Origin of the sequence: Aequorivita marina (assembly GCF_031631895.2) — a bacterium.
GTDB lineage: Bacteria > Bacteroidota > Bacteroidia > Flavobacteriales > Flavobacteriaceae > Aequorivita > Aequorivita marina.
The window spans coordinates 22,943-35,282 of the sequence record NZ_JAVMBW020000014.1; the positions used below are offsets into that span (position 1 = coordinate 22,943).

The 12,340-nt window shown below is 37.7% G+C and carries 11 protein-coding genes and 1 other RNA gene; 8 read left to right on the forward strand and 4 right to left on the reverse strand.

Annotated elements, in window-relative coordinates:
• Window positions 1-236 precede the first annotated feature (236 nt).
• Both QPK98_RS13030 and ytxJ read left to right on the forward strand, forming a co-directional pair.
• On the forward strand, window positions 237-1,064 hold the full coding sequence (locus QPK98_RS13030) for a leucine-rich repeat domain-containing protein (RefSeq protein ID WP_310993902.1): 828 nt from the start codon (window positions 237-239) through the stop codon (window positions 1,062-1,064).
• Between the two features lie 369 nt (window positions 1,065-1,433).
• Window positions 1,434-1,826, forward strand: coding sequence for a bacillithiol system redox-active protein YtxJ (gene ytxJ, locus QPK98_RS13035; RefSeq protein WP_310993903.1), 393 nt, complete (start codon window positions 1,434-1,436; stop codon window positions 1,824-1,826).
• Window positions 1,827-1,879: 53 nt separating this feature from the next.
• Here the strand turns inward: ytxJ and QPK98_RS13040 are convergent, their stop codons facing one another.
• Both QPK98_RS13040 and fahA read right to left on the reverse strand, forming a co-directional pair.
• Complete coding sequence (locus QPK98_RS13040) at window positions 1,880-3,064, reverse strand: tetratricopeptide repeat protein (protein WP_310993904.1); 1,185 nt, start codon at window positions 3,062-3,064, stop codon at window positions 1,880-1,882.
• A gap of 392 nt (window positions 3,065-3,456) precedes the next feature.
• Window positions 3,457-4,737, reverse strand: coding sequence for a fumarylacetoacetase (fahA, locus tag QPK98_RS13045; RefSeq protein ID WP_310993905.1), 1,281 nt, complete (start codon window positions 4,735-4,737; stop codon window positions 3,457-3,459).
• A gap of 277 nt (window positions 4,738-5,014) precedes the next feature.
• Between fahA and glyA the strand changes: the two genes are divergently transcribed.
• From glyA to QPK98_RS13065, 4 genes are all read left to right on the forward strand, one after another.
• Entirely contained in the window at window positions 5,015-6,289 is a 1,275-nt protein-coding gene (glyA, locus tag QPK98_RS13050) for a serine hydroxymethyltransferase (protein WP_310993906.1), read from the forward strand.
• Between the two features lie 154 nt (window positions 6,290-6,443).
• A complete protein-coding gene (locus QPK98_RS13055; RefSeq protein ID WP_310993907.1) occupies window positions 6,444-6,938 on the forward strand; it encodes a GNAT family N-acetyltransferase in 495 nt (164 codons plus the stop codon).
• A 12-nt stretch (window positions 6,939-6,950) separates the two neighbouring features.
• The gene (locus tag QPK98_RS13060; RefSeq protein ID WP_310993908.1) at window positions 6,951-7,430 is read left to right on the forward strand and encodes a nucleoside deaminase; all 480 of its coding nucleotides are present in this window, start codon (window positions 6,951-6,953) and stop codon (window positions 7,428-7,430) included.
• 195 nt (window positions 7,431-7,625) lie between these two features.
• Window positions 7,626-8,123 carry a lipocalin-like domain-containing protein gene (locus tag QPK98_RS13065; protein WP_310993909.1) on the forward strand — a complete coding sequence of 166 codons (498 nt, stop codon included), beginning with the start codon at window positions 7,626-7,628 and terminating at the stop codon, window positions 8,121-8,123.
• A 307-nt stretch (window positions 8,124-8,430) separates the two neighbouring features.
• Here QPK98_RS13065 and QPK98_RS13070 read toward each other — a convergent pair whose 3' ends face one another.
• Together QPK98_RS13070 and QPK98_RS13075 are read right to left on the reverse strand one after the other, a co-directional pair.
• Window positions 8,431-9,954: a hypothetical protein gene (locus QPK98_RS13070; protein WP_310993910.1), complete on the reverse strand. Its 1,524-nt coding sequence runs from the start codon at window positions 9,952-9,954 to the stop codon at window positions 8,431-8,433.
• A 203-nt stretch (window positions 9,955-10,157) separates the two neighbouring features.
• Complete coding sequence (locus tag QPK98_RS13075) at window positions 10,158-11,204, reverse strand: glutaminyl-peptide cyclotransferase (protein ID WP_310993911.1); 1,047 nt, start codon at window positions 11,202-11,204, stop codon at window positions 10,158-10,160.
• An 87-nt stretch (window positions 11,205-11,291) separates the two neighbouring features.
• Between QPK98_RS13075 and ffs the strand changes: the two genes are divergently transcribed.
• An RNA gene (gene ffs / locus QPK98_RS13080) (signal recognition particle sRNA small type) lies at window positions 11,292-11,390 on the forward strand.
• A gap of 139 nt (window positions 11,391-11,529) precedes the next feature.
• The gene (locus tag QPK98_RS13085) at window positions 11,530-12,264 is read left to right on the forward strand and encodes a CPBP family glutamic-type intramembrane protease (RefSeq protein WP_310993912.1); all 735 of its coding nucleotides are present in this window, start codon (window positions 11,530-11,532) and stop codon (window positions 12,262-12,264) included.
• The last annotated feature ends 76 nt before the right edge of the window (window positions 12,265-12,340 follow it).

Sequence of the window (12,340 nt, forward strand, 5' to 3'; positions counted from 1 at the left end):
CCTAAGCCAAAGTAAAATTAAGACAAAATGTCCGCTAAGTTCTTTGGTTTAACAGACATTATGACGGTTGTTGTGTTTTTTCATATCGTATTAAGATTGCATTTCGAGGTTTTGTTTTGAAATAACCGTCTATTGGACCGTCATGGCGAAAATACGACGGTTATTGTCCAATTTGAGAATGTCGGTTGCTTGGGCATGGAATAGATTTGTACCAGTTAACTTTAAAACTATACATTATGAAATTATTAAAATTAAAAACATTAGTATTCGTAGCAGCAATTTTATTTTTTGGCTGCAGTAAAGACGATGATATACAGTCAGAAGGAGAAGAAGGAAATTCGCCAGACCCCAACGCAATCGTTAGTATTCCAGATGCAAACTTCAAAGCCGCACTTTTGGATTATAATACGGTAATAGATACCAATAACGATGGTGAGATCCAAGTGAGTGAGGCCAAGGCGGTGGCTGAATTATGGGTTACCAACAAAAATATCAATGATCTAACGGGTATTGAATATTTTATTAATCTGGACGAGCTGCATATAGACGGCAATACTTATCTGGATGAAGTTGATGTTTCAAAACTCGTGAAACTAAAGAAACTGATTGCCAATTTCACAGCACTTTCAAGTATTGACTTGACCAAAAATTTAAAACTTACCCTTTTTGACTGCTTTAAATGCTTAAACCTGGAACAAGTTCAAGTTTCCACCGAACCCGGAAAGAACAAGATAGAAAGCTTAAATATCAGCGGAGTTGCTATGACTAATTTAAATACCCAAAATTATGAACATTTGAAATATATTACCTTCCGGGGCGCAAAATTGACCTCCTTGGACCTTTCATCAAATACGGAGTTGCAACAGGTATTCGGAAATGACACCCCTGCACTTACCAAATTAAATGTTAAAACCGGCAACATAGCGCAAATTTCTGATGTTCAGGTTTACAATTGTCCTAATTTAACGTCAATATGTGTTGACGATGTAGCGGCTGCGGATGGAAAAGACCCAGAGCGATGGAAAAAAGATTCAACGACGGTTTATACCGAGAATTGTAATTAAGAATGTGCCATATGGATTGGGTAGTGGTGAGGAGCTATACATTTCCACAGACCAAAAGACTGCTTTTAACTATCAAAGGCAGTCTTTTTTCTTGGTGCTACAACGAACGTTGTGGAATTGAGTCTCAAATTATTCTGACGTAGATCATAAGACCAAAAACAATGGATCTGAGAAATAGTGTTGAAACAAACACCTGTTTGTCTCAGCTATATCTGAATAAAACCCTGTTTTTAGGTTTGTTGGTCTTATACCTTGACCTTGGTGTCAAATTGTTTTTCTTCACAGAAATAATGGTAGAACTCTTTTTTATAATTTCTTTTGGATTATTCCACAGCTATAACTTGTAGCTTTGTAAAAAAGAACGTTTCAATGGGATTATTAGACATATTTAAGGGGCCAAGAGATATTGTAAAGGAAGAAATGGTAGAAATTCCATGGCATGTACTTGGTAAAATGGACCAGTTAGAAGCAATATTGGAAGCGTCAAAAACCACTCCAGTAGCTATCTTTAAGCATTCCACCCGATGTGGAATTAGCCGAGGCGTTTTAAAATTGTTTGAGAAAAACTACAATTTAACCGATGATCAGTTAAAACTATATTACTTAGATCTGTTGCAAAATAGAGATATTTCGAATGAAATTGCTGGTCGTTTTGGTATTCAGCACGAAAGTCCGCAATTGCTAGTGATAAAAAATGGAGAAGTGGTTTATCACGACTCTCATCATGCTATTCAAGCTTCAGATTTAGAAAAGTTTGTTTAAAAATTTCGGCTATCCAACAAAAGTCTGAATGAAATTCTTCGGGTTATACGGCTTTAGTTGAAAGGATTGTTTTTTAAAATCTCTTTCAGTCTTTCTTTTAGATCATTTCCAGCATCAAAAACCATTTGTTCGTTATTGGGGAAGGGTATAAAGCTGTTTGCTGCAAGCTTTCTGTCTTCGGCCGTTAAGGCACGTTCATCTCCACGGTATTTTACAAATCTGTTTTCAAAAACAAATTCTGAAGACAATGGAAAACTATTGCCTTGTCGTCGGTTCTTTAGGTCTGTGTAAACAACGGTGCCGCCAACAAACACACTTTTTTGTTGTGTGGTGATGGTAACATCTGCCGAAACCTTTATAAACTTGCCTATTTTAATGGGATTACCAAGGCTGTCCCTAACAATATTTCCTCCGCGATCGCGTCTGTATTCATAACCATCCTTAAGCTGGGAAGTGCGTCGGTATTGTCTGTCTGAAATACGTTCGGGCGAAATTTGAATGGTCTGGAAATTTAAATCTATTCCAAAGTCATAGTTAATTCCTTGCTCCTGTTTGCCGTGATAGGCTGTCCAGAAATCGTCTAGCCCATAGGTGTTAAAGTCCAATAGATCCTGCTCTAATCTAAAGGGGATAAATTGACGGGTGTGGTTGTTTAGCCTAACAAATACAAAGTCGGTGCCTTGAAAGTAGGCTTCTTCCTTAAGTTGGCGCACATCTCTATAGCCGGGGTTTATCGTGCTCAATTCATCTAAAACCTTATAGGCACTGCGATAATCCTGCTTGTTGTTTCGCTGCATATAAACGATAGCTTCTTGATATAAAGCCTGAGCATAAATGGCTTTTGCTTCTAAAATATCGTTAGAATAATCTGTAAATACAAAGTTCGCTTTTCTTCCCATTTCAACACTGTACAGCGGAAGTAGGGGGCGAATTATATCTTGACGCTCTTGTAGGTTCAAGTAGGTGTAGTAGATTTCTTTCGAATTGTCAGGCCTATTTTCTTTTTCAAGGAAGCGAATGTGGCGGGCGTCATCTTCTTTGGCCTTTAAAAAAGCTTCTTCTAGAAGACGGATATGAGCGTCGTATTCTTTTGCACCTTTATCTTTTTGAAGTTTTTTAACGGCCAGGTCAATGGCTTGGTCATAATTGCCACGCGCTACAAACTTTTGGGTGCGTTTTACACTATTACAGGAAACGCTGAAGAGTGTAGTAAAAAGAAGCAGGTAAAAAATCTTCATAAAAAATTTTTTTGGGTATAAAGGCTAAAATACAATAGTAGTGCCAATTATTATTGAAAATCATTAGTGTCCGATTAAAAGAGTGAGAAAATTTGTTGAGTCACAGATAATAGGCAATTAGAATATTTTTTATTTAATGACAGCATGCTATTATACTTAGCATCAAAATTTATCAATTAAAAAGTATGTTTAATCAATTTTATCTAGTTTTCAATCTATTAAAAGGCAAGTCTTACGTCTTATGTCTTTCAGTGCAGCGGTCTTATATCTTAGTCGGACACGACTAATTGAAAATACTTCTTTTGGAAGTAAGTTGCTGAGAAATTTAACTAAAAATGCACGAACGTTATATAAAAACATTCGTGCATTTGAGGTTTGTTGTGAAGCTTAAACTACTGCTTTATAGCAGGAATTAGCTTAGATCTACATTCTCCAAAACCAATCCGTACATTGTCGTTTTTACAGAATCCTTTTAGAGTTACAGTATCGTTGTCATTTATAAATTTTCGTTCAGAACCGTCTGAGAGTTTTAGTGGTTTTTCACCGCGCCAAGTCAGTTCCAGCATAGATCCGTAGGAATCTGGTGTTGGCCCTGAAATAGTACCGCTACCCATCATGTCGCCACTGTTTACGTTACAACCGTTAACGGTGTGGTGCGCCAGCTGTTGCGACATATTCCAATACATATATTTAAAGTTTGAAGCCGCAATTTTATTTTCTGCTCCATTTTCTGGGGTGATGGAAACCTCTAGATTAATGTCGTAGCTTTTCTTCCCTTCGTATTGAAGATAGGGGAGTTGCTCAATTTCTGGTTTTGGTCCTTCCACTTTAAATGGCTGCAAGGCATCTAAAGTTACAATCCAAGGTGAAATTGACGAAGCAAAACTTTTGGCTAAGAATGGCCCTAGGGGAACATACTCCCATTTTTGTATATCGCGGGCGCTCCAGTCATTGAAAAGCACGAGACCGAAAATATGATCTTCTGCTTCATTAACAGGAATGGGTTCTCCTAAAACATTTGCATCTGTGGTAATAAAAGCCATTTCCAATTCAAAATCAACCATTTTAGCAGGACCAAACGAAGGTTCGGTAGCGTCTTTTGCTATGGTCTGTCCCCATGGTCTGCGAACGTTGATTTCGCTCGGGATTATAGAGGAACTTCTTCCGTGGTACCCTACCGGTATATGAAGCCAGTTTGGCATCAGGGCATTTTCTTTTCCGCGGAACATGGTGCCCACATTGGTAGCGTGTTCTTTACTAGAATAAAAATCGGTGTAGTCGCCAACCTGAACAGGTAGTTGCATTTCCACTTCATCAAGGGTAAATAGAATGTGCTGTCTGTGATCTTTATTATCGCGAAGTTGTGCGTTTTCCTTATCAAATATTTCGGCGATGCGGTTTCTTACTAGTCGCCAGGTTTTTCTACCATCACTTATAAAATCATTTAATGTGTCCTGCAGAAATATATCATCAGTCAATTCAATTCCCTTAAAATAGCCCAATTGATGTAGGGCACCAAGGTCTATGGCGTAATCGCCAATTCGGGTTCCGATGGTAATAATATCATCGCGCGTTAAGAAAACGCCGAAAGGAATATTCTGAATGGGAAAGTCTGTCTCTGGTGTTGTTTCTAACCAGGTTTTTCTGTTGGGATCGTTTGCGGTTATTGACATTTTAAATATTCTTTTGAGGTTGAAAGTAAAAAGAACTGCAATTTATTTCAAATAATTTGAAATCAGATAATTAAATAGTACTTTATTTTACTTCCAACTTGGGTTTTGTTAGTAAAAATCTTTGTCAAATATATAGATTTCATTATAGTTACCGAATGTAATTAGTATTTTTGGATTTAATTAACTTAATGCGGGGTTTGTAGTTTCGGGTTTATGGTTCTGAAGCTTTATTCCTCGTAATTTTTAAACTTTAAACCCCAAACCATAAGTTTTTTATATGGAACGAGACGAACAGATTTTTGAATTGATAGAAGCAGAAAAACAACGCCAATTAAATGGCTTAGAACTTATTGCTTCAGAGAACTTTGTAAGCGAACAGGTTATGGAAGCCGCAGGCTCGGTTTTAACCAACAAATATGCAGAAGGCTACCCCGGAAAACGCTACTATGGCGGTTGCGAAGTAGTGGACGAAGTAGAGCAATTGGCTATTGATCGTGCAAAAACACTATTTGGCGCCGAATATGTGAATGTACAGCCACACAGTGGTTCGCAGGCAAATACGGCTGTTTTTTCAGCTTGCTTAAAGCCTGGTGATAAATTTTTGGGTTTTGATCTTTCCCACGGAGGGCACCTAACCCACGGATCGCCAGTAAACTTTTCAGGAAAACTTTACCAACCCGTTTTTTATGGCGTTGTGAAGGAAACTGGCCTGATTGATTATGATATGGTTGAAGCCATGGCAATAAAAGAAAAGCCGAAAATGATCATTGCTGGTGCTTCGGCTTACGGTCGCGAGATGGATTATAAAAGGTTCCGTGAAATTGCCGATAAGGTGGGCGCATTGTTATTGGCAGATATTGCCCATCCGGCTGGGATGATTGCCAAAGGAATTATAGGAGATCCGCTGCCGCATTGCCATATTGTTACAACCACTACCCACAAAACCTTGCGCGGGCCTCGTGGCGGGATGATTATGATGGGGAAAGATTTTGAAAATCCATTTGGTCAAAAATTAAAAAGTGGGAAGCTTAAAAAGATGAGCTCTTTATTAAATAGCGCTGTGTTTCCAGGAAACCAAGGCGGACCTTTAGAGCATGTAATTGCCGCTAAAGCTGTTGCCTTTGGTGAAGCGCTTACAGATGAGTTTTTACATTATATGGTTCAGGTGAAAAAGAATACCGAACTAATGGCGAAGCATTTTATGGAGAAAGGATACGATGTGGTTTCTGGCGGAACAGACACTCATGTAATGCTTATTGATCTTCGCAATAAAAATCTTTCCGGAAAGGAAGCTGAGGAAGCATTGGGGAAGGCAGATATTACCGTAAATAAAAACATGGTGCCTTTTGATGATCGCTCGCCGTTTGTAACCAGCGGAATTCGTGTAGGTACAGCCGCTGTTACAACCCGTGGCTTGAAGGAAAAAGATATGGAAAAGATAGTTGACCTGGTTGATGCAGTTCTTGAAAACCACGATGACGACGCTAAACTCCAAAACATAGCGAAACAAGTAAATGAAATGATGTCTGGCCTACCGCTTTTTAAAATGTAGATCACTTCGCTAATCAAGTCTTAAAAAAACCTTCAGTTAAGCGGCTGGAGGTTTTTTTATGTTATCAGCTTAAAGGTTTTGATTTTTGCCATTTTAGGCAAGGTTCTATTATTTACCTTTGACCTTCCTAAATATTACTTCATTCTATTACAAGATGAATTTAGAAACAGAACGACTGACTATAACAAAATACACCCGTAACGATGCAGCTTTTATTTACAAATTGATGAATAGCGAAGGCTGGCTTAAGAATATTGGTGATAGAAATATTAAAACTGTTCAAGAAGCTGAAGCCTATTTGCTAAAGAATTATCTACCAAGCTACAGTCAACACGGTTTTGGCCCTTATTTGGTGTCGTTAAAAGATGGAACTCCAATCGGGTCTGCTGGGTTTTACAAAAGAACAGACTTAAACCATCCCGATGTTGGTTTTGCTTTTTTGCCAGCGTTTTTTAGCAAAGGATATGCCTTTGAGGCTGCCAATGCTGTTATGAAATATGCTTCGGAAGAACTAGGAATTCAAAAGGTTCTTGGTTTTACGTTGCCAAACAACAAGGGCTCCATAAAGCTCTTAAAAAAGCTGGGCCTTTCAGAAAGTGGAATTTACACCTATGAAGATGGGGAAGAATTAGTATTATTTTCAAATTAAAATTATAAAAAAATGAGTACCGAAAAAGACAAACAATTTATAAAACGTGCTATACAACTTTCAGAACAGGGAATGGATGCCCAATCAGGTGGTCCATTTGGTGCGGTTGTAGTGAAAAATGGTGAGATTATTGCTGAAGGCTATAATGCAGTTACCTCCAGTAACGATCCCACGGCTCATGCCGAAGTTGTAGCCATTAGAAAAGCCTGTGAGAAGCTGGGTTCTTTTCAGTTGGACGACTGTATTATTTACACTTCCTGCGAACCTTGCCCAATGTGTTTAGGAGCTATTTACTGGGCGCGTCCAAAAGCAGTTTACTACGCTTGCACAAAAGAAGATGCTGCCGAAATTGGTTTTGACGATCACTTTATTTACGACGAAATCGATAAAAATATTGAAGACCGAAACGTAAAGTTCATCAATCTAGATAGGGAAGAAGGCCGAAAGGTTTTTAAAAAATGGGAAACTAAGGAAGGTAGAGTAGATTATTAAATGTAAATATGGTTTTCCTACAAGGAGTCGTCGCAAGTATAGCGAAGTAATCTCCTTGTAGGTATAATCAAAAGCTTGCATAGGTTTTTTAATAACATTCAAAAATATCGTTTCCCTGCGCGCCATGAGACAAGTGCTTACCTATCAAAATCTGTATTGCGTACAGGCTGCTACCCACAAACAATTTTTATAAAAATGAATAGATTTAAAACTATAGCTGGTTTAGCAATTTTCGTTTTGCTTTCTGCTTGTCAGGAAAAAGATTCAACCGATAAGCAAATCACAGGGCTTTGGAAGTTGGAAAGCATGAAGGTGCGGGATACCACTTTAAACACTTGGAGTGATTATAAGGGTGGTATGGATGGGTATTTGCTATACAGCCAAAAAGGCTACGTAACGCTTCATCTGTATGAAAAGGGATATGAAAAAGCTGGAGTTGAATTCCCGAATTTTAACGATTCTATTCCCTTGGAGGCTTTAAAGCACATCACCAAGTCGTATTACTATATGGGGAGCTATAAGGTTTCTGAAAAAGATAGTATTGTTTCGCATTTTAAAGTGTCGCATTCCAATCCCTCTGAATTTGGCTTGACTGCTGAAAGAAGGTTTTATTTTAACGGCGATACCTTGGTTATGCAACCGGTGGAGCAAAAAAATTCTAGATTAAAACTGAAATGGCTGCAACCTAATTAAAACCTTCCCCGATAGACTAAACCGAATAAAAAACCCGTCCATATGTGACGGGTTTTTTGTTGGTGTCTTAATAAAGTAATTTAAAACCTACTTGTTTCAATAATAGTACACTTTTAGAGTGTCTTAAAAAATGACATCTTGCTATTGAGCTTCTAATTAACTAGAAACATTTTGAAAGCATATAAAATGAAATTAACTTAATTTCAAGCTATTACAATTCTAGTCGTAAGTCTTACGAATACGAAGCGGTGGTTGCTAAACTTGTCCTAGTATCTTAAGTCTTTGTCAGACACTTAATGATTATTTTTTAATCTTCCGGAAAGACCGTTGCTTCATACGCGCCGGCATCGGGTTGGTTGCTTCTTTGCGTCCCATTTAAATCTCGTGACGGTCCAACGCCAGGTTTTCCTAGGCCATCGGCTCCTGATTCTCCAAATTCAATATTGAAATTATTTTTTTCGGTGTTTTGAAAAACAGGATCTAAATTAAACTGGGTCTGTGGGTATAATGCTGGATTTGAGAAATCATACAACGGGTTATCGGCAAATTCGCCCGTAGGGTCTTCAAAGCGAACTAAGGTGTTTTCAATCTTAAAATTGAAGGCGGCTCCTTCATTTCTAAACAATGAAAGTTCACGGCGCTCGTTTCCGTAGATAATACAGTTTGTAAAATCTGCTTTAATAAGATCGGCTACAAGGAGCTCATTCTCAGTTTCAAAAGTGTTCTCAATAGAAACCGTAGGGAACGATCTAAACCCACCCGTCCAATAGTTGGCAAATGTACAGTGTTTAAACTCATAGCTGCCCCCAAGTTGGATGGCCAGAGCGGTTTGTCCGCTGTTGTTAATAACCGTGTTTTCGGCTTCAATAAACCCAGTTCTGGAGAGTAAGCCAACATTTGTACTGTTGTAAATTTGTGTGTTTTTAAGCTTTAACGGGCTGTTATCAACTAAAACACCAAGTGTGCCATTTTTTATTGTAGTGTGGTTAAACTCATTGTTTACGCTGCCTTGGGTTAGCCATATAAAACCCCATTGCCCTGGAATGTTGGCAAAGCTGGGTTCTAAACGATCGCCTTGAAAGATAACTTCGTTCTCCATAGCTTCAGGGTCTGTGCTATAATCGCCGTTAGTTTTTATAGTTCCGTTTTGTGCAACAATAATTCCGCTTGAATTGTGGAAATGTACTCTTGCTCCAGCCTCTACGGTAAGTGTTTTATTACTCGGAACAGCAGCAAAACCATAGATTACGTAGGGTTTTTCGTTGGTAAAAGTAAGTTCGTCATCTTCCAAGAAAAAGCCTTCAATTTCTGTGGCATCATCACCTTCGCCTAAAGTAAGTGTTTCAATGGTGCCGTCAGCATATTTTTCGGGGTATAGAAATACGGCATCTTTTACCAAAGTAACCAACTCTACGCTTTGTTCGTTGCCGCCAGTATCAAAAAGGAGCTTGTCGGTATATAGAAAATCCTTGGCATTGGTAGGCATGTTATTGATGTCTAGCGTGGTTTCAATAAAAACAAAAATACTGTCTTTGGCTAGAATTTGTACGTTTTCAAGAACTTTGCCAGGAACTCCATCTACATTAAGCCGATAGTTGGAACTTTCACCTTGACCTAAGCGAACGGACGGAATATTAATGTCTTCATCGCTTCGGTTATAGACCTTAAGATTGTAGGTGCTGGAACCAATATTAGTAAATACCGTGTCTAGATAAACCGTGTCTTTTGAAAACTGAAGGTCTCCAGTGCTGGCGACTGTTTCAAAATCGTTGCGGCAAGAGCTCCATAATACTAAGCAGCACAAAACCGCCAATGCGTATAAATACCTCATTCAAGAATAATTTTGGTAAAAATATAACTTTTTATGAAGCTTATTATTGTAAAGAGGAAAGAAGTTTTTAGCAGAAGCTGTATCAGCAGATTTCTTCACTAGCTAGGAGCCGAATAGAATAGTTTTAGTTGTTTGGTGATGCTATGTGGGCTAAAATATAGTTTAAAAAAAATCACTGCCTAAATTTCCTTTAAATGTGTTCTCTATTTCTGGATTATTTCAATTTTAAAAAGCTTATCCCAGTTTTTCCCTGTTATATAAAGAACGTTTGGCTCACCATTGTAGGCTATACCATTAAGGACGTCTAGCTTTGGGTGTTGGGTAACCTTATCTTTTAAATCGGTTAGGTCTATTACGCCTTCTACGGCACCGTTTTTAGGATCAATTATGGCTATGGAGCCTTGTTGATACACATTGGCATAGATTTTTCCTTCAACCCACTCCAGTTCATTTACGCTACTTATCTTACTGGTATTTGTAAAGATTTCTATATAGTCTTTTTCGGCAAGGGTGTTTGGATTTAAGGTGTAAATTCTGTCGGTACCATCACTTTTGTAAATATTGTTTTCGGTATCGTGGCACAGGCCCCAACCTTCCTTACTTTCACCATATACAAAGGTTCCAGTTTGTTCCATGGTTTCCAAATTATAAATAAACCCTGTGTTTTCGCGCCAAGTAAGTTGGTAGATCTTGTTGTTTAGAATTGTTAGGCCTTCACCAAAATATTGATCACTTAGTTTTACCTTCTTTAAAACTTTACCCGTTTTATAATCGGTTTTTCGAAGGGTGGAACTTCTATACTGCCCGGTGCTTTCGTATAAGGTGTCATTTTCAAACTCCAGCCCTTGGGTATAGGCGTTAATATCGTGCGGATAAGTTTCAATAATCTTATAGGTGTAAAGCTTCGGCTTAATGGACGACAGTATTATTATAGATTTATCGGCTTCGTATTCATCGCCATCGCTATACACTTTTGCTTTTAGTTTTTTCTCCCCAAGTTTTTGACCAGAAAGCTCTAGTTTATTGTCTTTGGCGGCTACTCTTTTATTGTTAAGAAAGTAAACGACAGAATCAACTGTCATACTTTTTTTATTGATCAAGCTGATTGAAAGAACGTCTTTTGTGGTATAAGACTTTTGTTTATTTGAAATTTCGAGTGAAAAGTCATCATTTTTCTTGGTGGAATTGTTTCCGCAGCTACCCATTAAAAGTACTAATAGGGTAGTAGCTAAAGCCTTATACGTTTTCATGATTTGTTATTTGATTGCTGCAAGATATTTATTAAAATTGAAACGTAAAAATACTTGTAAAAATTGTAAAAAGCCTTATCTTTGCAGTGGCAAGTCCTACACAACCAGCTCCTGTTGAATCCTCCAGGGCGGGAACGCAGCAAAGGTAAATGGTCGTAGCGGTGTGATGTAGGTAGCTTGCCATTTTTTGTGCAATAAAGTTTCCTTTTTACGGTTTGATACACGGCACTTTCACTACATCTTCTGCATAGTTTTACAATAAGCTTCCATTGTAACAAAAATCAAACTAAATCGTTTTAATAATAGAACAGAAAAGCTAAATGCTATGCTATTATGGACGCCGTTACTACATCTCGCAATTATTCTACCCTTATTAATTATAGCGCAGATTTTCTCAAAAACAACGAATCCGAAATACCTTTTAATTTTTGGCGCATATTTTTTAGCGGATTCCTATTTGCGTATAGTTGGTAGTAAGTATATTGAATTAGATTTTCTGGGTTTAGATTGGAATTGGAGCGGTGCCTTTTTAGCTTTAATCTTGGCTCTAGTTTTTGTTTTATATCATAAAAAGCAAATTCGAAAGGATATTGGTTTTACAACAAGATTCAATAAACAAACTTTAAAACTTGGAATTTTAGTCTTCCTCGGGTTTTTACTGTTCGATTTTATTTTTAAAATGATTGTATTTCCAAAGGGCGGCGAATTCAATTTAGAACAATTTATGTTTCAAGCTACAATGCCCGGATTTTCGGAGGAAATAGTCTATCGGGGCATCTTGTTATGGATTTTAAGCAAGGCATTTGTTCCTTCTAAAAAGATAAAAGGAATACTATTTGGTTGGGGGTTTGTAATAGTTACGTTCACATTTGCAATGGTTCATGGGGTCGTCTTAACCGAAACAATGGAAATAAAGGTTGATTATATAACGATAGCTTATATAACCTTAATTACTTCTTTGAGTTTAGGGTTTTTACGAAAATTTTCTGGAAACCTCATTTTTCCAACCCTTGGGCATAATGTTGTAAATTTGATGAATTTCTTTATTAGGTTGCTGTAAAATGCAACGGTTTAGAGTATTTTAAATAGCCTATAATCAAATAAATAGGTGTTTGAAGTTTAGAGGTCTTTAATAG